The following is a 21,719-nucleotide window of genomic DNA, read 5'->3' on the forward strand; positions in this document are numbered from 1 at the left end:
AGAATGAAGTCAATGTTGGATGTGCTTGGCATCTTAAAACAATACGGCATTTACATTTATACAAAGGACCGTATTGGAGATTTGTACTTAATGGAAGACGAAATTAAGGAATTATATAAATCTAAATTTATCGAGACGAAAGATTTTCAAATGGCCTTGTTAATCTTGCGCCAGGAAGAGCAAAGGCTTAAAGCAGGAAAATAACTGGAATTTAACGTATAATAGTAAAGGTCGGATAAAGGGTTACTTGTTTACTTAGGGTTTTGGACTTTTTGATGAACATACCCTGAGTGATACAGCGGGAATAATCCGCTGTTTTCATATTTAACGAAACCTTTTCGAAGTTAATACGTACTAAATAATAGTGCTATTTTATGAATGTAATCTGTTTAAACGAAATAATGTTGCGGATTTGTTTGAAAAGCTTTAACATAGATTTTGTTTGAATAAGGAATTTACACAAATAAAACAATGTATTTAAAAAAAATCGAATATGTAAAGAGAGGATGTATAGGATATGAAAGATTTTAAATGGCCTAAACATTCGATATTAGCGATTGCCGTAATAGCAACCTGGATTAAAACTGTAATTGTTTATGAAACTAGCTTTGATATGAAGATAGAAAATGCAATGCAATTGTTAATTTTGATTATCAATCCATTAAGCTTCTTATTGTTCTTCTATGGATTGTCATTGTTCTTGAAATCACAAAAAGCACGAAATCGCTATATTGTTGGCGGTAGTATTTTACTGTCCTTCGTAGTATACGGAAATGTTGCCTTTTACCGTTTCTATAATGACTTTGTAACATTGCCTGTTTTGTTCCAAACGAGCAATTTTGGAGAGTTGGGAACATCAGCAGCAGCTATTATTAGCTGGATGGACATATTTTACTTTGTCGATGTTTTACTGATTATTATTGCTGTGAAGTTTTTACCGAAAGCGGATGAGCAGTTACTGCCTATTCGTAAAGATGCGCGTAAAGCTTACTTTGTCATGACGGCAGCTATTTTGTTTTTAAACTTAGGCTTAGCTGAAACAGAACGTCCGCAATTATTGACACGAGCATTTGATCGTGAACTGTTAGTGAAAAATATCGGAACGTACAACTATCATCTATACGATGTTTACGTTCAGTCGAAATCGTCAGCCCAGCGTGCATTGGCTGACGGGAGTGAGCTTGTTGAAGTAAGCAACTATGTTCGTGCTAACCAGGCGGAACCTAATGTTGAAATGTTCGGCAAGTATGAAGGCCGAAATGTAATTGCCGTATCACTGGAATCATTGCAGTCTTTTGTTATTAACGAAGAAATGAATGGGGAAATGGTGACACCTTTCCTGAATTCATTAACAAACGATAAGGATACGTATTACTTCAGCGACTTTTACCACCAGACGGGGTTAGGGAAAACTTCGGATTCTGAGTTTATTTTCGAAAACTCGTTGTATGGTTTAGGTCGAGGGGCAGTATTCTTTACACATGGTGAAAATACGTATAATTCCTTTGCAGAGCGATTAGGGGAGAATGGGTATTTTACAAATGTTATGCATGCGAACAATAAATCATTCTGGAATCGTGACATGATTTACAAATCATTCAAACTAGATCAGTTTTATGATCTCGAATCTTACAATGTAACAGAGGAAACTTCTGTAAACTGGGGATTAAAGGATATTCCTTTCTTTGAACAATCTGCAGCATTGATGAAAGAAATGCCACAGCCGTTTTACAGCCGTTTAATTACATTAACAAACCACTATCCGTTCTATTTGGATCCGGAAGATATAATGATTCCGGAATACGATTCAAATTCAGGAACTTTAAATCGTTATTTCCAAACAGTTCGCTACTTGGATGAATCGGTGAAGGAATTCTTTGATGATTTAAAGGAACAGGGCTTATATGAAAATTCAATTATTGTGATGTACGGAGACCACTATGGGATTTCCGAAAACCATAATAAAGCAATGGCAAAATATTTAAACAAAGAAGAAATTACACCATATGACAGTGCGCTTTTACAGGCTGTCCCATTATATATTCACATCCCTGGTTCGAATGATGGACAAGTGATGGATAATGTAGCGGGTCAGCTGGATATTCGTCCTACATTACTGCACCTGTTAGGTATCGAGACTTCAAAAGATATGCAATTAGGTGCTGACCTGTTCTCAGAAGAGCATGAGGATTTCGTTATCTTCCGTGATGGTCGCTTTGTAACAGATAAATATGTATATGCAGGTGAAGTATGCTACGACCGGGAAACGGGAGAAGCAATTGATACGGAAGCGTGTCAGCCATTTATTGATCGTGCAACGCAAGAATTAGAATACTCTGATCAAATTATTAATGGTGACCTGTTGCGTTTCTATGATACAGAAACAGGAAATCTGCTGATTGATACGAATTATAAATAATGAAAGCTGCCCCGGAGAAATTCGGGAGCAGCTTTTTTTCTTCATATAAAAAACGTATTGCTAATGTAGCAATACGTTTTTTGGTTGCAATTAGTGGGTTGGTGGATAGCCTTGATTTAAAACTGTCATAATGACGAACCAACCGAAAACACCTGCAGCTAAAGCGTTAAAAGCAGCAGCTAAAAGGTTTTTCTCTTTGATTGATTGGAATATGCCAATTACGCCAAAAATTGCAACTAAACCAAAAATAACCATTAATAAGTTCATAAAAAATTGACACTCCTTTCAACATTCCAAAAAATGTCTCAACAATATTCCTCTTTTATTGTAAAGGTTTCCAAATCGTTTGTCGAGAACTAAAAGTGGCGTTTGTTTGAACGATAACTTTCTCTATCAGAACGATTGAAAAAATGTATAATGGAAACTGAGGTGATAATCCATGTTAAATGTTAGAAAATATAGTCTTGGACCGATACAAACTAATTGCTATATTGTAAGCAATAAAGAAAAAGACTGTTTAATTTTTGATCCAGGTGAAGAAGGGGCACGTATTGTAAATGAATTACGTAAAAATGGCTTGAATCCATTAGCGATTTTATTAACCCATACCCATTTTGATCATATCGGTGGAGTGGATGCGGTACGGGCAATATATAATATTCCGCTGTATGTACATGAAAAAGAAGTGGAATGGCTTGCTGATCCAATGAAAAATGGTTCGGGCAAATATGCGGAATTGCCAAATTATATTGTTAAAAAACCCGATGGAGAACATATTATCCGAAAAGAAGGAGAAATGACTATCGGTGCGTTTACCTTTGCGGTAGCCCATACACCAGGACATTCTCCGGGAAGTGTATCCTTTATTTTCAAAGATGATGCTTTTGCGATTGTAGGCGATACATTATTTGAACAAAGCATTGGACGTACTGATTTGATCGGTGGTTCCATGAATGTCTTGCTAAAATCGATTCACGATAAGCTATTATCATTACCGGAAGATACAATTATATATCCGGGGCATGGTGATTATACGACACCGGCTGCTGAAATGGATTCCAACCCGTTTTTAAATGGCTTTTAATTATCCCTATGTAAATGAAAAAACGACCGCTCTCGATTGAAGAGCGTGTCGTTTTTTAATGTCCGCCACCTGGAGTGTGTATGAATGTTGTGTAATAGGTGAAACCGGCGAAGAAAACAGTTAAGTATGCGCCAAAAATGTACATGTACATGCGTTCTGAAAGATTTAAGAAGCCTAATAATAAAAATAAACCTGTATTACCTACGAATAATAGCGAAACCTCGTTCATACCTCCAAGGTAGAACATAACGGCAAAAATAGCAGTCCAGAATGCCATAACTTTATACATATTGCTCATGAAATATCCCTCCTTTTCTAAAAAAATAGAATAGTCTCTCATTCATTATAAATCAAGTTTCTGGATAATGTAAACTGCGAGATATGGAAGAGTTGTGACAAATGAATAATTTTTCCATTAATTGTGAACGGAAATTTTGTATTTACAGAAGTCACAGTCATGTACCATACTTTCTATTTTTGTAATTTCATGACTTTCAAACAGTGTATCAACTTGTCCATACAAAAAGGATTCATGGAGTTGGCATACAATTTCTCCGTAGTTCGTTAACTGTTCCTGGAAGGGACAGTTGAAAAGTGAGAATATAATGGATTTGGATTGATTATCTTCAATAACTTCCGGTATATAACCTACTAATGTCGCAGTTTTAGTTAACATGGCCAATTTCTCGTCAAATGTAAAGGGTGATTTTCGTTTATGTGAATTCATTTGTTCAAGCATCGATTGTTTCCCGTCACGGTAACTGATTTCCTGTGCTTTACTCAGAGCATCTTCACCAAGCTCGCGAATAAGTTCAAGTGACCATTTAACTAATGAAGATGGCTCGCGTCGAGGAATACTTAAATTGATTCCTTCTTGCTTTGCTTTATATACTCTTCCAGGGCGTCCGCCTTTTCCGGTTTTTAAATGTTCTGATGTAATGGCACCGATTTCTGCAAGTTTAGTTAAATGCAGGCGTGCTACATTGGAGTGGATTTTAAATTGATCGGCAATATCTTGAACGGATAAAAATTGCTTTTGCTGCAACATAAATTCATAAATGGAAAACCGGGTTTCATCGGCAAAAGTGCTAGAAATTTTAATCGGATGAATCATATATAAACCCCCAATACGGTAAAAATTTAAAAATGCTAGCTTAACTATTATTCTACATGAATTATTAGTGAATTTGTTGATATAGAAAGAAAATTCCTATTAAAGAGAAATTTTACCTGTTTTTATATAAAATACTAGACAATCCATTTATAATGGAGTCATCTTAAATAATTTATGAAGGGGTGATTTCCATTAAACCATTATCAATCATTGAACAAAAATGTTTGGAGCTTTTATCTAACGCAGCACTGCTTAATGTGACCGACATCCATCTACTCCCCAGAGAAGGATGCTATGATTTATTAATGAGAAAATACGGCCGTTTTGAAAAGGAAGATGAACTTCCTACAGAGCTCGCTACCCGTATGATTTCCTATTTTAAATTTCTTTCTTCGCTTGATATTAGTGAAAAGCGAAAGCCTCAAAGTGGTTCCTTCCAAAAATTTATCGATCAGTCCATGTATGCCTTCCGGATTTCCACATTACCTTCCAGCTTCTTTAAAGAAAGTTTAGCCGTTCGAATATTACGTCAAAATTATACCGTCCCCTTACAGACTTTATGTCATTTCCAGGAAAGTGTTGAACAGCTGTATAAATTGGCGAGTCTTGAAAGCGGGCTAATCTTAATTAGCGGTGCGACCGGAACCGGCAAAACGACAACGTTATATTCACTGCTCCAATATTGTTCACAGCATTTATCACGTCACGTCATATCATTGGAGGATCCAGTGGAAAGCAGACAAGAGCAGCTATTGCAAATACAAGTGAATGAGCGAGCCGGAATGACGTATTCAGCAGGTTTAAAAGCAATTTTAAGGCATTCTCCCGAAGTGATTATGTTAGGGGAGATTCGGGACAGGGAAACGGCAAAGGTTGCCATAGAAGCAGCGTTCTCCGGACACCTCGTCATATCAACGATACATGCAAAGGATACGGTGAACTGTATTTACCGGCTTCATGATTTATCGGTTTTACTTGAGGAGATGCGGCAGATGCTTAGAGCGGTTGTTTCACAGCGGCTAATCGAAACGGAGGTTAACGGCTATAAAGCGATTTTCGAATTTTTAACTGACGATCAATTACAGCTTGCCTTTGAATCAATAATCCAAGATAGATCATTTACATTACCGTTTGATCAAACATTGGCAGGTCAAATGGCAAAGCTTCTAGGAGATTACTATGAATATACCGCTCCTTAAAAATACCGCAACTGCTGCTTTATTTAAAAAACCTGTCATTAAGTCCTCAGAGCTCCCTACATTACTCCAACGAATTTCCACACTGTTAAATGAAGGCTATACATTTGCCCATAGTATCGAAATGCTGTTGCCCTATCATGTTAAACAATATGAGCCCCTCCAACAGGAAATATCGAATATATTGCGTGGGGGTGGTAGTGTAACACAAGTTTTTCAGCTACTTTCTCTTGATACACAATATTTAGTATCTATTGAGTTGGCGGAAGTGACGGGCAAACTAAGCGAAGCGATTGGTCTTGTCGCAAAACAGCTCCTTTTTCAACAGCAGGCGAAAATGAAACTAATAAAAGTGATGTCATATCCGCTCATTTTATTTACATTTTTAATTATATTGTTTTTAGCCTTTCGAACATACTTTCTGCCGAATATGTCTTCTGTTATTACATCCCGCGTCCATAGTGAATCGTCCGCAAGCATTCAGTGGTCAACGTTTTTCCTCCATATGCCGGACTACATTATTGCAGTTGGAATGGTTCTGGTCATTGTTCTTTCCATTTTTGTTTATTATATCCGTAAGAAGCGAATCGATTTACAGCTTCATCTACTTTTTAAGCTCCCTTTAATCGGCCTTTTTTGGCGACTTTTTCTGACGAGACAGTTTGCTCGCCATTTAGGCAATTTATTATTAGCTGGCTTCTCGCTCCAAAAGGCATTCGATCATTTGAAATCCCAACAGCACCAAAAGCAGATTGCCTATATTGCTGGTTCACTTCAAGAACGTATTCTTATTGGCGATTCATTGGAGCGGACGGTGGAAGTCGTCGGCTACTTTTATCCGAAGTTTGAGCACTTTATTGCACATGGTGAGGCGAGCGGCTTATTGGGACGGGAGCTTATTTTATATTGTGAGCTTTTGGATGAAAAGCTACAGAAGATAATTGAACGAATACTGGCAATTATTCAGCCGCTGCTTTTTGTGATCATTGCCATTTGTGTTATTGCTGCCTATTTGAGTATTTTAATTCCGATGTATGATGTCATTGATTTTATATAAGAAGGGGTGGAACAGATGAAAAATGAAAAAGGATTTACGCTAGTAGAAATGCTTGTTGTTTTATTAATCATCTCCATTTTAATATTAGTCACAATTCCAAACGTTTCAAAGCACTTTGCATCAATTGATGAAAAAGGGTGTGATGCTTATATTCTGATGCTTCAAGGACAGGTAGAGGCATATAAACTGAACCATAATGAATATCCGTCTTCGGTCACAGATTTAATTGAAGAGGATTATATTGTGGAAGAGGATTTAAGATGTCCGGATAATACTGAAATTAAAATTGTGGACGGAAAAGTCGTTGGACCGGCGAACAGCGAAATGTAACAATGATGCAGAAAGTTAAATCACTGTTAACAGATGAAAAAGGTTTTACATTACTGGAAATGCTCATCGTTCTCTTTATTTTTTTAGTCGTCAATTCAGCGATTCTCTATTTTTCACAAAAGCCGTTAATGGATTATACAGAAAAACAGGTCATGAGCCAAAACGAGATGTTAATACGCATGACACAATTACTTTCCATTGAGACCGGAACCTACCATAGCTTTGAAATTATTAACTGTCACCGGATTCAAGTAAGAGAGCGCAATACTTCTACTATTGTTTTCGATCAAAGAATAGCACGGCCACTAGATATGTATTTAACTACTCCGAATAACCGGCTGATATTTAATACAAGAGGAAATGTCCAGGCGTTTGGACGACTGACATATCATTTTGAGAATAAAAGCCATCAATATTCTATTAATATCGGGAAAGCCAGAATTTTGGAAAAGGAGGTTTTTCATGAACCAGGAAGGACTAACTCTTGTAGAAACACTATTAGCAGTCGTCATTTTATTTTTCCTCTCGTCGACAATGATACCGCTCACGTTTAATATGAGACAGCAAATTGCCATACAAAAAATACAAGCCCATGCAGCGGAAGTGGCTTATATAGGAGCGATAAAGTATAAAAGGTATGGTCAATCAGCCGGTATACAACAAATTGATGGCATGCAGTTTCAATGGAATTACGACGGTCACCGAGTATGTGTCCGTTATGACAACAATGAAAAAGAAGAGGAACTTTGTGTATGAATTTCAAGCAAACATTAAGTGAGCGGGGGTTTACACTACTGGAAAGCTTGTTTCAGTTAACCGTGTTTGTACTTTTTACTGCAATTAGCCTGCTTATCCTCATATGGGTTCGGGATCTTCAACAGCTTGAGAAGATGAAAGATGAGGTGAACTGGGAATTGTTCGTATATGATCTTCATCAATACAATATGAATTCCGCATCTGGTAGGGTGCTCAATTCTAATATGCTGCAACTGGAAATGTTAAATGATCCCGAGGAGCGGTTGTTTGTCTTTGATAAATCAGAAGAGCATCTGCGTAAAAGGTCGAATAAAGGGGGAAATGAAATTATGCTGCCTTTTGTTAAGGAATGGGAACTGACGATTGTTGAAAATGAATTGAATATGAGGGTAGTGATGAAAAATGGAACAAAGCGAGAAAGAGATCTCGTATTGCCATTGCCTCCAAAATGAGAAGGGTGCATTATTTTTACTGGCTGTATTTTTATTGTTCATCGTTTCTGGTGCTGCTGTTTTCTATACAAATGCATATTTTGCGCAAATAAAAGTATATAATTCATTGGAATCTATTTACGTTCGTGCTACGATAAATATACTAAATTTACCTTAAAGTTCGACTTCTTTTTGCAAAGTCGAAAAAATGTCGCATCATGCGGTTTTGTTTGATACAAAAATATTTGTGTTAAAACGCAAAATGGAAACGAAAGAATAGGTAGAGGTGTAATTGATTAAGTAGTCCGTAATTAGAAGAAGGTGAACAGCATGCGTAAAATTTATTTAGTAGGATTTATGGGTTGCGGAAAAAGTGCGATTGGTAGACGTTTAAGTTTTTTCTTGAAAATGCCGTATTACGATATGGATCACGAAATTGTACGTCAGCAGGGTATGACAATTCCTGAAATTTTTGAGAAATACGGCGAAGCACACTTCCGAAAAATCGAGACGGAATTTTTAAAGAATTTCCGTGATGAAGCATGCATTATCGCTACAGGCGGTGGGGTAGCCGTCAATGAAGAAAACAGGAGAATTATGCGCCAGACAGGGCTCGTATTTTTTCTTGATGCAAAATTTGAAGATATTTATATGCGGATTCGGAATGATAAAAACCGACCCATTGTTCAATCGTCATCGGAACAAGAATTGGAAAATCTGTATCACCAACGCAGAAGGAGTTATCGACTAGCTGGCCATATACAAGTACTCACAGCCGGAAGAACATTAAGACAAATTGTCGAGTACATCGGGTTTCAAGTGAAACGTCTTAAAGGCGAATGATTTACTTATAATTATACTTAATGTTCGTATTTTGAATAAAATTAAAAAAAGATTGCGTTTGCATTATATTCAATGTTAGGATATTGCTAAGAAGAGCAATAACATGAAGTAAATAATCTAACGCGGATGATGATACGGGGAGAGAACGTGATGTCACGTCGCCGAAGGAGCAAATAGCTAAGCTATGAATCTCTCAGGCAAAAAGACTCGTATTGGACGCAACTCTGGAGAGTGCTGTAATAGCTATTGTTACAAACAGCCACCAAAGGGGAAAGCCTAAATTGTGATAGTGGATCAAATTCAGGTGTAACTTTCAGGTGCCAGGACAGAGAATCTCGCTAAAGGGGATTCGTCTGTCTTTTTTTGTGGAGAAATCGGCTTTTAATATTCTGATGATTCTAATAAAAAGATAGATTTACACTTTTGATAGGTGTAATGTTGCTTTCCCCTTTGCATTGCAAAATTAACATACATAATTAAAGGAGGAAATGAACATGACAAATGAATTAAAGCGCACACCACTTTTTGACGAATATGCAAAGTATGGTGGAAAAACAGTTGATTTTGGCGGCTGGGAGTTACCAGTACAATTTTCTTCGATCAAAGAGGAGCATGATGCGGTACGTAACCGCGCAGGACTTTTTGATGTATCCCATATGGGGGAAATTATTGTAGAAGGCCCGGATGCACTTGTTTATTTACAAAAGATGCTTTCCAATGATATTTCGAAAATTGCAATTGGCGGGGCGCAATATAGTGCACTTTGCTATGAAGATGGCGGTGTTGTTGACGATTTACTGACATACCGTTTGGAAGATAATCGCTATTTACTATGTGTCAATGCAGCGAATATTGAAAAGGACTTCGAATGGTTACAGCAGCATGTCGAAGGAGATGTCAAAGTGACAAATATGTCAGATGACTACGCTCAAATCGCTTTGCAGGGACCTTTATCTCAGGAAGTTCTGCAAACATTAACAGCAACAGACTTAACGGCAATCAAATATTTTAAATTCCAGGACAATGTAGAAGTAGGCGGACATTCGGTTCTTGTCTCGCGCTCAGGTTATACGGGAGAAGACGGATTTGAAATTTACGGAGCTCCAGCAGCGATTGTTGACTTGTGGAACAAAATTTTGGAAGCAGGAAAAGACAAAGGTGTAGTAGCAGCCGGTTTAGGCGCACGTGATACACTTCGCTTTGAAGCTTGCCTGCCATTATATGGCCAAGAGATTTCAAAAGAAATTTCACCACTTGAAGCAGGGATTGGCTTTGCCGTGAAATTGGCGAAAGATCCGCAGTTTATCGGTCAGCAAGCATTAATTGACCAAAAAGAAAATGGCCTAACACGTAAATCTGCAGGTATCGAAATGATTGATAAAGGTATTCCCCGCCATGGCTATAAAGTATTTAAAGATGGTGAAGAGATTGGTTTTGTAACTACAGGAACTCAGTCACCAATGACAAAGCGCAATATCGGTTTAGCTTTAATTGACGCAAAATTCACGGAAGTTGGAACTGAATTAGAAATCGAAGTACGAAAAAATAGAGCAAAGGCAGTTGTAGTAGAAACACCATTTTACAAGCGTGCAAAATAAAGTGAAACTTCAATCTACCCGTTAATTGCGGGATAAAACTTTTGAAAAGAGGGTTAACAATGAAACATCGTTATTTACCAATGACGGAACAAGATAAACAAGAAATGTTAGACCGTATCGGGGTTGCGACAATTGATGAACTTTTCGAGGATATTCCTGAAAAAGTTCGCTTCCAAGGAAGCTACAATATTAAACCTGCAAAGTCTGAAGCCGCTTTAATGAAAGAACTGGCACAACTAGCTTCAAAAAATAAAGATACAGCAAGTAATGTCTCATTTTTAGGTGCAGGAGTCTACAATCACTATAAACCGGTAATTGTCGATCACGTTATTTCACGTTCAGAGTTTTATACAGCCTACACACCTTATCAGCCGGAAATTTCTCAAGGTGAACTTCAAGCTATTTTTGAATTCCAAACGATGATTGCGGAACTGACAGGTATGGATATTGCAAACTCTTCTATGTACGATGGCGGTACGGCATTGGCAGAAGCAGGTATGCTTGCTGCAGGCCATACACGTCGGGGTAAATTACTCGTTTCAGGAGCTGTCCATCCAGAATATCACGATGTTGTGAAAATGTATGCAACAGGACAATCAATTGAAGTTGTTACTATTCCTTCAAAAGACGGTGTGACAGACATCGAAGCATTAAAAGGCTTAATCGATGATCAAACAGCAGGTGTTATTGTTCAATATCCAAACTTCTTTGGTCAAATTGAAAACTTACAGCCGCTTGCAGACATTACACATGATGCAAAAGGATTATTTATCGTATCTGCTAACCCGTTAGCTCTTGGCGTATTAACACCTCCAGGAAAATTAGGTGCCGATATTACAGTTGGGGATGCACAGGTATTCGGAATTGCTGAAGCTTTCGGTGGTCCACACTGTGGCTATTTCGCGGTAACGAATAAATTAATGCGTAAAGTACCTGGCCGTCTTGTTGGGGAAACAGTAGACCAAGAGGGTCGCCGTGGTTATGTATTAACATTACAAGCGCGTGAGCAGCACATCCGTCGCGACAAAGCGACATCTAATATTTGTTCTAACCAGGCATTACTTGCACTTGCTTCTTCAGTAGCAATGACAGCTCTTGGCAAACAAGGTATGCAGGAAATGGCGAAACAAAATATCGTGAAGACACGCTTTGCTAAAAATGCCTTTGAAGCAGCTGGTTTTGAAGTTGTTTATCAAGGCGCACACTTCAACGAAATCGTCGTTAAGACAAATCATAATGTGACAGAGCTAAACAAAGCATTAATCGAAAAAGGCATTATCGGCGGTTTTGACTTAGGTCGTGTTTATTCTGAATTAGAAAATCATGCACTCATTGCTGTTACGGAAATCCGTACAAAAGAAGAAATCGAGCAATTAGTTGCAGAAATGGGGGCTTACAATGCATAACGAAAACCAATCACTCATTTTCGAAATTACAAAACCAGGTCGTGTCGGCTACAACTTAGAGCCATTGGATGTTCCTGATTTTGATCTTGAAGAACTGCTTCCAAAAGAGTTAGTACGTCAAGAAGCGGCTGAACTGCCGGAAGTTGCAGAATTAGATATTATGCGTCACTATACAGCACTTTCACGCCGTAACCATGGTGTAGACTCAGGGTTCTACCCGCTTGGTTCATGTACGATGAAATACAATCCGAAAATCAATGAAACGGTTGCACGCTACGCTGGTTTTGCCAATGTTCACCCATTACAGGATGAGTCAACAGTACAAGGTGCAATGGAATTATTATATGATCTTCAAACATCCCTTCAGGAAATTACAGGTATGGATGAAGTAACATTACAGCCAGCAGCAGGCGCACATGGTGAATGGACAGCATTAATGATGATCCGTGCTTTCCATGAGGCAAATGGTGAAGGTCACCGTAACAAAGTAATCGTACCGGATTCGGCTCACGGTACAAACCCGGCTTCTGCTACAGTTGCAGGCTTTGAAACAATCACAATTAAATCAGGTGATGACGGCTTAGTAGATCTTGAAGATTTACGCCGTGTTGTCGGTCCGGATACAGCAGCATTAATGCTGACAAACCCGAACACTTTAGGTTTATTTGAAGAAAACATTTTAGAAATGGCTGAAATCGTGCACGGTGTCGGCGGTAAAGTGTACTATGACGGCGCAAACTTAAACGCTGTTATGAGTAAAGCACGTCCTGGCGATATGGGCTTTGACTGTGTTCACTTAAACTTACACAAAACATTTACAGGTCCACACGGTGGCGGTGGTCCAGGTTCAGGTCCTGTAGGAGTAAAAGCGGATTTAATTCCATTCCTGCCTAAGCCGGTATTAGTGAAAAAAGAAGATGGCACTTTCCACTTCGACTATAACCGTCCACAATCAATCGGTCGTGTGAAACCATACTACGGAAACTTCGGCATTAATGTCCGTGCATATACGTATATCCGTTCAATGGGTCCAGATGGCTTAAAGGCTGTAACAGAATATGCTGTATTAAATGCAAACTATATGATGCGCCGCTTGGAAGAGCACTTTGATTTACCGTATGACCGTCACTGTAAGCACGAATTCGTGTTATCAGGCCGTCGTCAGAAAAAATTAGGTGTTCGTACATTGGATATCGCAAAACGCCTTCTGGACTTTGGCTACCATCCACCAACAGTTTACTTCCCGTTAAACGTGGAAGAGGGGATTATGATCGAGCCAACAGAAACAGAATCGAAAGAAACATTGGACGCATTCTGTGATGCAATGATTCAAATTGCTCAAGAAACAATCGATAACCCATCGATCGTTCAAGAAGCACCGCATACTACAGTAATCAGCCGTTTAGACGAAACACGTGCTGCCCGTACACCGGTGTTACGTTATACTAAAAAAGAAGAAGTCACAATTTCATAAATTGTGACAAAAAAGGTCAGAGCTGTTTTCTGACCTTTTTTCTTTGAATAAGGTTAGACTTCTAACGTGTCAGTATATAATGGAAGAAACTACTGAAAAACAGACAATTAGGAATGATACTGCCGGTGAGTGAAATTTAAAAAGCCCTCTACACTGTAGAGAACTTTTAAGATTAGTTTTTCGATTTAACTTTACCTGTCCAAGTTTTAAATCCACCTTGTAACTGATACAGTTGGCTATAGCCTTTTTTCTTTAATGTCAGCGCTGCTCGTGCACTACGGCCAGAGTTTTGGCAGTAAAGGTATACAGGCAGGTCTGGTCGGATTTCTTTATGACGTGTATTAAGTTGCGTCATCGGAATGTTTCGTGCACCTAAAATATGTCCTGCTTCAAATTCTTTAGGTTCGCGTAAATCGATTAATTGGGCTTTACGGTAGCCTTCGATAAATTGCTCCTGTGTTAAATTTGTAACGGATTTTTTTAAGCGCATAGAGTTGATTACTACGTAAGCAACGATGACTACTAAAATTATTAGTATCGTATATAAAATTGTCACTGCGATATTGCCCCTTTCTTTCTGTACTTACTATTATAAGAGATGAACTAGAGTTAGTCGAGCGAGTTTGTTAAAATGAATTGGTGGAGGCGAGAAATTGTGAAAAAACAATGGTATTTTATAAATTCGGGGCCATGCAGCCCAGCCTATAATATGGCATTAGATGAAGCGTTACTAGATTGGCATAGCCAAGGGGAAATCCCGCCGGTTATTCGTTTTTACGAGTGGAATCCTGCAACATTATCAATCGGTTATTTTCAGCAAGTACATAAAGATATTAATTTAGAAGCCGTAAAAAAGCAAAATTTAGGTTTCATTCGTCGTCCTACAGGCGGACGTGCTGTTTTACATGACCAGGAGCTTACATATTCAGTGATTGTGACAGAGAGCTACCCGAATATGCCTGAGACTGTTACAGAGGCATACCGTGTCATTAGCGAAGGAATTTTACAAGGGTTCCGTCTATTAGGGTTGGACGCTTATTTTAGTGTGCCGGAGACGAAAGAACAACTGGATGATTTAAAGAAACCGAAAAGCGCGGTTTGTTTTGATGCACCAAGCTGGTATGAGCTAGTAGTTGAAGGAAAAAAAGTAGCGGGCAGTGCACAAACACGTCAAAAAGGCGTAATTTTGCAGCATGGAGCCATTTTATTGGACCTGAACGAAGAGCTGCTGCTTTCAGTGTTTAATTTTGCTACAGCCGAAGCTAAAGAAAAAATGCGGAAAAAATTACCCGAGAAAGCCGTTGCGATGAATCAGTTTGTCGATACGCCATTTACAATCGAGCAATGTGTGAATGCATTTTCTAAAGGGTTTGAGACAGCTTTGGATATAGAACTGATTCCTTATGAATTAACGGAGCAGCAAACACAATATGTAGAACAGTTAATGCAAAATAAATATTTAACAGATGAATGGAATTTCAAAAAATAGATTGCGAACGTGTGTTTTGATTTTTTATAAAAAAATTTTTATACTCGAAACGTTGGTATAGGTGGATTTAACAAAAACTAAAAAAAATCAACCCCTTGTTTGAAAAAAAGATTTATTGTAATCTTTTTTAAGTGTAATTATATAACCCAACATATAGAATGGTATTTAATAAATAAGCACAATATATGGTATAAAATGTGTTTAGTTTACATTCGTGAAGGGAATCTTAAAATTATTAAATCGTCCAAAGGGGGGCTTACGCGGTGGCAAGTGTTTTAGAACAATCCATCCAAGTCAATCAATTAAATCAAGATATTGAGCAATTTCCTCAAGTGCACCCGATTACACCGGATATGCATATTACGCATAAAGGTGTATCACGTCTTGTTATGATTGACCGTTATTCTTTTAAAGATACGGAAAAGAAAACATTAAAAACAGGGGATTTTGTTGTTTTGACAGTGAAACAAGATCCGAAATTCCCGGCGCGTGGACTTGGCATTATTCATTCGATTAATCCGGAAAAGAATACCGCTCTTATTAAAATTGATGAAGATTACCGTCATGTATTGGAAGGCGAAGAACAAGAGACGGGTATTATTGAACGCTCATTGGATATTATTGAAAAGCCGCTCGAAATTTTTTATGAGCAAATTGCAAAACGTAATGCAACAGGCTTAGCTTCAGTTGAGAAAACAGAAGAAAAGCGCAAAGAATGGTTCGGAAAGTTTTACGAAGAGCTTGTGTCAATGAATTTTATCCCTGCAGGCCGTGTAATTTATGGGGCAGGTTCGGAAACAGAAGTAACATTCTTCAACTGTTATGTAATGCCATTTGTCGCTGATTCGCGCGAAGGCATCAGTGATCACCGTAAGCAGGTAATGGAAATTATGAGCCGCGGCGGTGGAGTTGGGACGAACGGATCGACACTTCGCCCGCGCAACACATTGGCGCGCGGTGTAAACGGTAAATCAAGCGGATCTGTAAGCTGGCTTGACGATATTGCCAAGTTGACACACCTTGTTGAGCAAGGTGGGAGTCGCCGAGGTGCTCAAATGATTATGCTGGCAGATTGGCATCCGGATATTGTGGAATTTATCATTTCAAAAATGCAAAATCCGCGTATTCTCCGTTACTTAATTGAGAATACAGAAGATGAATCAATTATTCGTCTAGCAAAAGAAAAATTGAAATTCAAGCCTTTAACACAGCAGGAAGATGCGATGTATCAAGGTATTGTGAACTATAAAAATATTGAAGGTTTTGGCGGATTTAACGAAGCGATTATTCGTGACGCTGAAACGAAGCTACGCGATGGCGGAACGTACTCAGTCCATAATCCGGATTTCTTAACAGGTGCAAATATTTCGGTTACATTAACGAAAGAGTTTATGGATGCTGTGGAAAACGATGAGGTCTTCGAATTACGCTTCCCGGATGTAGAAAACTACACACCTGCACAAATGCTGGATTACAACGAGAAATGGCATGAAGTCGGTGACGTTCGTGAATGGGAGAAACTTGGTTACCCAGTTCGAACGTATCGCACAATCAAAGCAAAAGAACTGTGGAATTTAATCAACGTCTGCGCAACATATGCAGCAGAACCGGGTATTTTCTTCATTGATAACGCAAACGACATGACAAACGCAAAAGCGTACGGTCAGAAAGTTGTTGCGACAAATCCGTGTGGTGGAGTTCGCCTCACGTTAAACATCGCGGGATGAAGCGGGAAGGCTGAAATGCTAATCCGAACCGAAGACGAATTGTAAAATGTTCGTCAGGGGCAACGCATAGATAGTGAACCTCATCATTTGAGAATATAATCTATCCACGAGACCGCGACATTGCAACTAAATTAAATCTTTTGACTCAAATATATTTATGAGGTGAAGTTATGGCTAATAGAGGCTATGCTGGATTTTATAAAAATGTATATTTGAGAAGTTCCTATGAATATGCTTATGCAAAATATCTTGATTTTTATAAAATAAAATGGGAATTTGAAATACAAGTATTTAATTTAGGATATAAACTTTATAAACCAGATTTTTTTATCTTAAATCCAAATAATTCAATAAAGAAAATAGTGGAAATAAAATCGAGAAATAAAAAAGCAATTGAACAGGCAAAAACTGACTTGAAAATTATTAGTGAACATTATGGCTACGATGTTGATGTAATCTCATATAAAGAACTTTTAGAACTGTATAAACCCTTACCTTTTTCTCTTAACTCAGTCATTACAGAATGGATCAACTCAGATCATACAACTATTAATAAAGCTGCATTTGGAGCTTTAAATGGACATTATCAGATGAAGCACAATGATTCTACTAAGAAGAAGATTGGAGCACATACCAAGTTGTTGTGGGAAACTGATAGTATCTCAAAACTGAAAATGATTGAAGGTTTGAAAAAAAGTGGTATGAAAAAAGGATTTATTAAAGTTCGAAGGGTTGAAAGAGAATGCTTACATTGTTACAAACCATTTATTGCACTTGAAACATCAATACAAAAATATTGCAGTAGAACATGTTCAGGATCTGTAGCGATTAAATTAGCAACAGAAGCATCAATAAACAAGCAGTTATTATTGCATCAAGAAATTAAAAAGTATGTTATCGCCTGGACAATTGAAAATAATGAAATCGTTGAAAAAGCACCTTTTAATAAAATTAAGCCAACGATAGATCCACTACTAAGAGAAATTGAATTAAAATATGGGATTAAAGATTTAAGAATTATTTCTAAAGCTATTTTTGGAAAAGATTGCGGTAGAAAAGAGTTACTTAAGTTTATGAAGAGTATTTGCAATGAAAATGTATGCTGAACTTGCACGAATGACAAGTGTAAGAACCTTAGGATAAAAAGCCTAGGGGTTAACAAAAATTTGGAACAACCATTAGCACCATATTCCGTTTGTAACTTGGCTGCCGTTAACTTGGCGAAGTTTGCAAACAAAGAAACGAAAACAGTTGATTTTGATGCATTGCGCAAAACGGTCAAAGTTGGCGTACGTATGCAGGATAATGTTATCGATGCAACACCGTACTTCCTGGAAGAAAACAAAAAGCAGGCACTTGGTGAACGTCGAGTTGGGCTTGGTGTAATGGGCCTTGCCGATCTATTGATTTACTGTGAAAAAGAGTACGGTTCTGAAGAAGGTAATGCGCTAGTCGATGAAATCTTCAAGACAATTGCGGTTGCAGCATATGAAGAGTCGGTTGAACTGGCTACAGAGCGCGGCAGCTTCCCATTCCTTGAAGGACAGACAGAAGCAGAAACAGCACGTTTGCGTGAAGCATTTATTAACACAGGTTTCATGAAAAAAATGCCACAGCATATTCGCGAAAATATTGTGGCAAATGGTATTCGTAATTCGCATTTATTGACGGTGGCGCCAACTGGATCTACAGGTACAATGGTCGGAGTTGCAACAGGGCTTGAACCTTACTTCAGCTTCACTTACTACCGTTCAGGTCGTCTAGGGAAGTTTATTGAAGTAAAAGCTGAAATCGTAAAAGAATATTTAGATGCCAACCCGGGTGTGGATGAAAATAACTTACCGGACTGGTTCAAATCTTCAATGGAGCTTTCTGCGGAAGCCCATGCAGATGTTCAATGTATTATTCAAAACTGGATTGATTCATCTATTTCCAAAACAGTAAATGCGCCAAAAGGCTATGGAGTAGAGCAAGTGCAAAAAGTGTACGAGCGTCTATACCGCGGCGGTGCAAAGGGTGGTACAGTGTATGTCGATGGATCTCGTGACACACAAGTATTAACATTAAAAGCTGAAGAGGCAAATTCAGATGAGCAATTGGAATTTGAAGAATTAAAACAATCAGAAGACCAAGTGAAGCGTCAAGTTGTGCTAGTGGATACAATTAAACCATTAACAGATACAGACGTGACAATTGGTTCGGAAGTTGGCAATACATGCCCGGTTTGCCGTCAAGGTACGGTAGAAGAAATGGGCGGGTGCAACACATGTACAAACTGTGGTGCACAGCTGAAATGCGGTTTATAAAATAAAGAAACGCAACTCATATAATATGGGTTGCGTTTTTGCTTTTCGGAAAAGTTGACGATCTTCCCATTATTTAAAAATGCAATCGTCCGGTAGCAGGATGTACTAATGGCCATGCACGAACGTCGATTTTTTTTGAAAAATGCAGGATCGGCTGATCACTTTCCACAATAATCCCTTGCTTGGACAGCGTTGTATTAAGGGTAATTTCACCTTCTGCTTCTTGTAAAATCCATGGGTGGTGCAAAATATCACAGCGTACCGGGAGACCTGAAGCATTTAATGTGTAGAAGCAGTAACGCTCGGTCATCCATTCTTCAAAGGAACCTTTTACCGCAATAAATGGTGCGGAAACAGGTTTATAGCTACCCGCGAATACAATGTCTGATCGATTTTGCCTTTTGCTTTCAAACAGTACTGTATCACCAAAGTTTTTAATATCCATCTTTGCATAGTGATACGGTAAATGGAAAAATGTGCGGGCACCTTTTACAGCCGGCCAATTATCCGCATCCAAACTGAAAAAGTATACGCCGGGCTTTCCATCAATCGTCACATAGGTACGCACATTCAGTTCCGGAAATTCAGCGGTACCGGGAATTGGCGGCAACCCTCGAAACCTCACACCTGACATACGAAAAGGGACAACCCCAACCCAGCACACACCTTCATAAGTATCTACTTCCAGCGATTCTGGAACTAACTTCCGTAAAACCTCGTATTTCACCGGATAATGGGCGAATAACAGATCGCTCCATGTTTGCTTCATTCCCCACGGTAAATTTGGCAGCGGCCAAGGGCGATGGCTGTCATCCCATTTGTTTTCTTGTATGTTTGGGAGTTCCTCCATAGCAAGTCACTTCTTTCACATCAATCGTATTTTATATAATTTCCTTCATTTTGACTTATAAACGTTCGCGGATTTGTTTTTTCCGCATCCATTGAGTAGCAACCCATTTTTCGCCTTGTATTACTGGCTCACCAGAATGAAGGGTAAGTTCATTTAATTTTTGATCATTGTAGAAATATTCAAAGTAAACCGCTGTACCTTTCTTTGGTACATTTACAATACCTAAATTCGGAAACGTAGTAACGCCTCCTTCTTCCACATCATTTAAGTAGACTACTAACGTGCTAATGCGATTATTACTGCTCGAAGGGTGATTCGGTCCAAAAAAATCAAAATGTGGTTTAAATTCCTGACCCGGTTCATAATGTAAAACTTGTAGACCCTCAGCATGTTCGATTGGAAGGTGCATCAGGCTGCTAATCCGTTTTTCAATTTCGGAAATAAGCGGATTTTCATTTTCCTCAAAAAACATACCACTGCTCGTACGAATTGAACTTATCTCTTTTTTTGCTAATTTGGATCTTTCCAAACGCGAAGAAGCACAATCGATTAAATTCTGGCATTCCTCATCACTTAAAACATTTAAAAACTTTACAATGAGCGGTTCTTCATGCAGAACTTCTGCTGTTATCGTTCGATTGTCAATTGAATAAACAGATTGAATAGGTAAAATGGAAACTTCTGTTGTCATATGTTATATCCTTCCGCAATGGCTTCTAAGTTAGTACAAAAACACTCTCACCCTTATATGATGAAAAGAATGTATTTCTACTCCGATACATATTATACCATTTAATTCAATTTAATGGTATTTAAGTAGCAGGAATATATTAAAAAAATTTTATGCCTGATCCCTAAGTTCTAGTATTTGTAAAAAATTAAATGAGCAGTTAAGAAGGATAAGAAAAAATTATTGAATTACATAAATAACCTATCATTTTATTTATGTCATAATTGAAGTAAGATAATGGAAGAAGAGGAAGAAATGGAGGAAAGCAAATGATTGTTGGATTACATCATGCACAAATAACAATTCCACCAGGTACTGAGGAAGCAGGGAAAGAGTTTTACTGCAAAGTATTAGGTCTAAATGAAATTTCAAAACCTTCTGCACTACAAGGGCGAGGTGGCTTTTGGCTGCAAGTAGGGAATCAGGAAGTACATGTAGGGACAGAAGAAGGCTTTAATCGGCTTACAACTAAAGCACATCTTGCCTACGAAGTTGAAGCTATTTCTTATTGGAAAAAAATATTGATGGAACATGATATTGAGATCTTGGATTCAGTACCTATTCCTCATTATGAACGGTTTGAATTTAGAGACCCTTTCGGAAATAGAGTGGAGATGATCCAACCGATTTAATCGATTGCAGGTTCACTCTTGTTTATCCGCATCACTTTTTGATAATAGTTCAATGATTTCGTTATTCTGCGTTCGTATATCTTTTAAAATCCTCTCAATCGCCAAAGCGGTAAATGTAATGATGACTAAAAGTGCAAAGCTGAAAAAGCCCATTTAAAATCTCTCCATTCTGATTCATATTTCATCTATTATACTAATCTTGAAAAGAATAGTTAATTATTTCTAATAAGCTCCGCCTAATTAATGATGGTAAATTTATCGGAAATCGCGTATCATT

At 38.2% G+C, this 21,719-nt stretch carries 23 protein-coding genes, 2 pseudogenes and 2 riboswitches; of the genes and pseudogenes, 18 read left to right on the forward strand and 7 right to left on the reverse strand.

Annotated elements, in window-relative coordinates:
- Positions 1 to 3: 3 nt before the first annotated feature.
- Positions 4 to 204 carry a YqgQ family protein gene (locus tag CBM15_RS05510; RefSeq protein WP_008408519.1) on the forward strand — a complete coding sequence of 67 codons (201 nt, stop codon included), beginning with the start codon at positions 4 to 6 and terminating at the stop codon, positions 202 to 204.
- Positions 205 to 517: 313 nt separating this feature from the next.
- A complete protein-coding gene (locus tag CBM15_RS05515; RefSeq protein ID WP_087616103.1) occupies positions 518 to 2,419 on the forward strand; it encodes an LTA synthase family protein in 1,902 nt (633 codons plus the stop codon).
- 90 nt (positions 2,420 to 2,509) lie between these two features.
- Here the strand turns inward: CBM15_RS05515 and CBM15_RS05520 are convergent, their stop codons facing one another.
- Positions 2,510 to 2,686 (reverse strand): DUF2759 domain-containing protein, encoded by a 177-nt coding sequence (locus CBM15_RS05520; RefSeq protein WP_008404364.1) that lies wholly within the window; start codon positions 2,684 to 2,686, stop codon positions 2,510 to 2,512.
- A gap of 172 nt (positions 2,687 to 2,858) precedes the next feature.
- Here CBM15_RS05520 and CBM15_RS05525 point away from each other — a divergent pair, with 172 nt between their 5' ends.
- The gene (locus CBM15_RS05525; RefSeq protein ID WP_087616105.1) at positions 2,859 to 3,503 is read left to right on the forward strand and encodes an MBL fold metallo-hydrolase; all 645 of its coding nucleotides are present in this window, start codon (positions 2,859 to 2,861) and stop codon (positions 3,501 to 3,503) included.
- Between the two features lie 55 nt (positions 3,504 to 3,558).
- Here CBM15_RS05525 and CBM15_RS05530 read toward each other — a convergent pair whose 3' ends face one another.
- On the reverse strand, positions 3,559 to 3,801 hold the full coding sequence (locus tag CBM15_RS05530; protein ID WP_008404362.1) for a DUF2626 family protein: 243 nt from the start codon (positions 3,799 to 3,801) through the stop codon (positions 3,559 to 3,561).
- Positions 3,802 to 3,918: 117 nt separating this feature from the next.
- On the reverse strand, positions 3,919 to 4,617 hold the full coding sequence (locus tag CBM15_RS05535; RefSeq protein ID WP_087616108.1) for a helix-turn-helix transcriptional regulator: 699 nt from the start codon (positions 4,615 to 4,617) through the stop codon (positions 3,919 to 3,921).
- A 182-nt stretch (positions 4,618 to 4,799) separates the two neighbouring features.
- On the opposite strand from CBM15_RS05535, the gene comGA reads away from it, so the two are divergent.
- From comGA to gcvPB, 10 genes are all read left to right on the forward strand, one after another.
- Positions 4,800 to 5,816, forward strand: coding sequence for a competence type IV pilus ATPase ComGA (gene comGA, locus CBM15_RS05540; RefSeq protein WP_087616110.1), 1,017 nt, complete (start codon positions 4,800 to 4,802; stop codon positions 5,814 to 5,816).
- The gene (gene comGB, locus CBM15_RS05545; RefSeq protein WP_087616112.1) at positions 5,797 to 6,870 is read left to right on the forward strand and encodes a competence type IV pilus assembly protein ComGB; all 1,074 of its coding nucleotides are present in this window, start codon (positions 5,797 to 5,799) and stop codon (positions 6,868 to 6,870) included. Before comGA ends, comGB begins: the two co-directional genes overlap by 20 nt.
- Before the next feature lie 15 nt (positions 6,871 to 6,885).
- On the forward strand, positions 6,886 to 7,200 hold the full coding sequence (comGC, locus tag CBM15_RS05550; protein ID WP_087616114.1) for a competence type IV pilus major pilin ComGC: 315 nt from the start codon (positions 6,886 to 6,888) through the stop codon (positions 7,198 to 7,200).
- Positions 7,201 to 7,205: 5 nt separating this feature from the next.
- Positions 7,206 to 7,754: a prepilin-type N-terminal cleavage/methylation domain-containing protein gene (locus CBM15_RS19670; RefSeq protein ID WP_087616587.1), complete on the forward strand. Its 549-nt coding sequence runs from the start codon at positions 7,206 to 7,208 to the stop codon at positions 7,752 to 7,754.
- Positions 7,663 to 7,956 carry a type II secretion system protein gene (locus CBM15_RS05560; RefSeq protein ID WP_087616116.1) on the forward strand — a complete coding sequence of 98 codons (294 nt, stop codon included), beginning with the start codon at positions 7,663 to 7,665 and terminating at the stop codon, positions 7,954 to 7,956. Before CBM15_RS19670 ends, CBM15_RS05560 begins: the two co-directional genes overlap by 92 nt.
- Positions 7,953 to 8,408 carry a competence type IV pilus minor pilin ComGF gene (comGF, locus tag CBM15_RS05565; RefSeq protein WP_087616118.1) on the forward strand — a complete coding sequence of 152 codons (456 nt, stop codon included), beginning with the start codon at positions 7,953 to 7,955 and terminating at the stop codon, positions 8,406 to 8,408. Before CBM15_RS05560 ends, comGF begins: the two co-directional genes overlap by 4 nt.
- 309 nt (positions 8,409 to 8,717) lie before the next feature.
- The gene (locus CBM15_RS05575) at positions 8,718 to 9,230 is read left to right on the forward strand and encodes a shikimate kinase (RefSeq protein ID WP_008404350.1); all 513 of its coding nucleotides are present in this window, start codon (positions 8,718 to 8,720) and stop codon (positions 9,228 to 9,230) included.
- A gap of 126 nt (positions 9,231 to 9,356) precedes the next feature.
- A riboswitch (glycine riboswitch) is annotated at positions 9,357 to 9,449 on the forward strand.
- 3 nt (positions 9,450 to 9,452) lie between these two features.
- Positions 9,453 to 9,561: riboswitch (glycine riboswitch) on the forward strand.
- Positions 9,562 to 9,724: 163 nt separating this feature from the next.
- Positions 9,725 to 10,828: a glycine cleavage system aminomethyltransferase GcvT gene (gene gcvT, locus CBM15_RS05580; protein WP_087616120.1), complete on the forward strand. Its 1,104-nt coding sequence runs from the start codon at positions 9,725 to 9,727 to the stop codon at positions 10,826 to 10,828.
- A gap of 59 nt (positions 10,829 to 10,887) precedes the next feature.
- A complete protein-coding gene (gene gcvPA / locus CBM15_RS05585; protein WP_087616122.1) occupies positions 10,888 to 12,234 on the forward strand; it encodes an aminomethyl-transferring glycine dehydrogenase subunit GcvPA in 1,347 nt (448 codons plus the stop codon).
- Positions 12,227 to 13,708 (forward strand): aminomethyl-transferring glycine dehydrogenase subunit GcvPB, encoded by a 1,482-nt coding sequence (gene gcvPB, locus CBM15_RS05590; protein WP_008404345.1) that lies wholly within the window; start codon positions 12,227 to 12,229, stop codon positions 13,706 to 13,708. Before gcvPA ends, gcvPB begins: the two co-directional genes overlap by 8 nt.
- A gap of 172 nt (positions 13,709 to 13,880) precedes the next feature.
- On the opposite strand, the gene CBM15_RS05595 is transcribed toward gcvPB, so the two are convergent.
- Positions 13,881 to 14,264 carry a rhodanese-like domain-containing protein gene (locus CBM15_RS05595; protein WP_008404344.1) on the reverse strand — a complete coding sequence of 128 codons (384 nt, stop codon included), beginning with the start codon at positions 14,262 to 14,264 and terminating at the stop codon, positions 13,881 to 13,883.
- A 153-nt stretch (positions 14,265 to 14,417) separates the two neighbouring features.
- Between CBM15_RS05595 and CBM15_RS05600 the strand changes: the two genes are divergently transcribed.
- The 4 genes and pseudogenes from CBM15_RS05600 to CBM15_RS05615 all read left to right on the forward strand — a co-directional run.
- Positions 14,418 to 15,197, forward strand: a complete 780-nt coding sequence (locus CBM15_RS05600; protein WP_275584019.1) for a lipoate--protein ligase family protein — start codon at positions 14,418 to 14,420, stop codon at positions 15,195 to 15,197.
- Positions 15,198 to 15,460: 263 nt separating this feature from the next.
- Positions 15,461 to 16,891 (forward strand): annotated as a pseudogene (locus CBM15_RS05605) (vitamin B12-dependent ribonucleotide reductase); the annotation flags it as partial.
- Positions 16,892 to 17,094: 203 nt separating this feature from the next.
- Entirely contained in the window at positions 17,095 to 18,030 is a 936-nt protein-coding gene (locus tag CBM15_RS05610; protein ID WP_087616128.1) for a restriction endonuclease, read from the forward strand.
- A 57-nt stretch (positions 18,031 to 18,087) separates the two neighbouring features.
- A pseudogene (locus CBM15_RS05615) lies at positions 18,088 to 19,230 on the forward strand (vitamin B12-dependent ribonucleotide reductase); the annotation flags it as partial.
- A gap of 73 nt (positions 19,231 to 19,303) precedes the next feature.
- Here the strand turns inward: CBM15_RS05615 and CBM15_RS05620 are convergent.
- Positions 19,304 to 20,080 (reverse strand): YqjF family protein, encoded by a 777-nt coding sequence (locus tag CBM15_RS05620; protein WP_087616130.1) that lies wholly within the window; start codon positions 20,078 to 20,080, stop codon positions 19,304 to 19,306.
- Between the two features lie 55 nt (positions 20,081 to 20,135).
- Positions 20,136 to 20,771 carry a 2OG-Fe(II) oxygenase gene (locus CBM15_RS05625; RefSeq protein ID WP_087616132.1) on the reverse strand — a complete coding sequence of 212 codons (636 nt, stop codon included), beginning with the start codon at positions 20,769 to 20,771 and terminating at the stop codon, positions 20,136 to 20,138.
- A 308-nt stretch (positions 20,772 to 21,079) separates the two neighbouring features.
- On the opposite strand from CBM15_RS05625, the gene CBM15_RS05630 reads away from it, so the two are divergent.
- Entirely contained in the window at positions 21,080 to 21,442 is a 363-nt protein-coding gene (locus CBM15_RS05630; RefSeq protein ID WP_087616134.1) for a VOC family protein, read from the forward strand.
- Positions 21,443 to 21,454: 12 nt separating this feature from the next.
- Here CBM15_RS05630 and CBM15_RS19325 read toward each other — a convergent pair whose 3' ends face one another.
- On the reverse strand, positions 21,455 to 21,595 hold the full coding sequence (locus CBM15_RS19325; RefSeq protein ID WP_014823443.1) for a hypothetical protein: 141 nt from the start codon (positions 21,593 to 21,595) through the stop codon (positions 21,455 to 21,457).
- Positions 21,596 to 21,719: the final 124 nt, after the last annotated feature.

Origin of the sequence: Solibacillus kalamii (assembly GCF_002174535.1) — a bacterium.
Lineage (GTDB): Bacteria > Bacillota > Bacilli > Bacillales_A > Planococcaceae > Solibacillus > Solibacillus silvestris.

Excerpts from the sequence above, each read along its gene's own strand:
- CBM15_RS05510 (WP_008408519.1), top strand. The coding sequence starts at position 4 with ATGAAGTCAATGTTGGATGTGCTTGGCATCTTAAAACAATACGGCATT.
- CBM15_RS05515 (WP_087616103.1), top strand. The coding sequence starts at position 518 with ATGAAAGATTTTAAATGGCCTAAACATTCGATATTAGCGATTGCCGTA.
- CBM15_RS05520 (WP_008404364.1), bottom strand. The coding sequence starts at position 2,686 with ATGAACTTATTAATGGTTATTTTTGGTTTAGTTGCAATTTTTGGCGTA.
- CBM15_RS05525 (WP_087616105.1), top strand. The coding sequence starts at position 2,859 with ATGTTAAATGTTAGAAAATATAGTCTTGGACCGATACAAACTAATTGC.
- CBM15_RS05530 (WP_008404362.1), bottom strand. The coding sequence starts at position 3,801 with ATGAGCAATATGTATAAAGTTATGGCATTCTGGACTGCTATTTTTGCC.
- CBM15_RS05535 (WP_087616108.1), bottom strand. The coding sequence starts at position 4,617 with ATGATTCATCCGATTAAAATTTCTAGCACTTTTGCCGATGAAACCCGG.
- comGB (WP_087616112.1), top strand. The coding sequence starts at position 5,797 with ATGAATATACCGCTCCTTAAAAATACCGCAACTGCTGCTTTATTTAAA.
- comGC (WP_087616114.1), top strand. The coding sequence starts at position 6,886 with ATGAAAAATGAAAAAGGATTTACGCTAGTAGAAATGCTTGTTGTTTTA.
- CBM15_RS19670 (WP_087616587.1), top strand. The coding sequence starts at position 7,206 with ATGCAGAAAGTTAAATCACTGTTAACAGATGAAAAAGGTTTTACATTA.
- CBM15_RS05560 (WP_087616116.1), top strand. The coding sequence starts at position 7,663 with ATGAACCAGGAAGGACTAACTCTTGTAGAAACACTATTAGCAGTCGTC.
- comGF (WP_087616118.1), top strand. The coding sequence starts at position 7,953 with ATGAATTTCAAGCAAACATTAAGTGAGCGGGGGTTTACACTACTGGAA.
- CBM15_RS05575 (WP_008404350.1), top strand. The coding sequence starts at position 8,718 with ATGCGTAAAATTTATTTAGTAGGATTTATGGGTTGCGGAAAAAGTGCG.
- gcvT (WP_087616120.1), top strand. The coding sequence starts at position 9,725 with ATGACAAATGAATTAAAGCGCACACCACTTTTTGACGAATATGCAAAG.
- gcvPA (WP_087616122.1), top strand. The coding sequence starts at position 10,888 with ATGAAACATCGTTATTTACCAATGACGGAACAAGATAAACAAGAAATG.
- gcvPB (WP_008404345.1), top strand. The coding sequence starts at position 12,227 with ATGCATAACGAAAACCAATCACTCATTTTCGAAATTACAAAACCAGGT.
- CBM15_RS05600 (WP_275584019.1), top strand. The coding sequence starts at position 14,418 with ATGGCATTAGATGAAGCGTTACTAGATTGGCATAGCCAAGGGGAAATC.
- CBM15_RS05610 (WP_087616128.1), top strand. The coding sequence starts at position 17,095 with ATGGCTAATAGAGGCTATGCTGGATTTTATAAAAATGTATATTTGAGA.
- CBM15_RS05620 (WP_087616130.1), bottom strand. The coding sequence starts at position 20,080 with ATGGAGGAACTCCCAAACATACAAGAAAACAAATGGGATGACAGCCAT.
- CBM15_RS05625 (WP_087616132.1), bottom strand. The coding sequence starts at position 20,771 with ATGACAACAGAAGTTTCCATTTTACCTATTCAATCTGTTTATTCAATT.
- CBM15_RS05630 (WP_087616134.1), top strand. The coding sequence starts at position 21,080 with ATGATTGTTGGATTACATCATGCACAAATAACAATTCCACCAGGTACT.
- CBM15_RS19325 (WP_014823443.1), bottom strand. The coding sequence starts at position 21,595 with ATGGGCTTTTTCAGCTTTGCACTTTTAGTCATCATTACATTTACCGCT.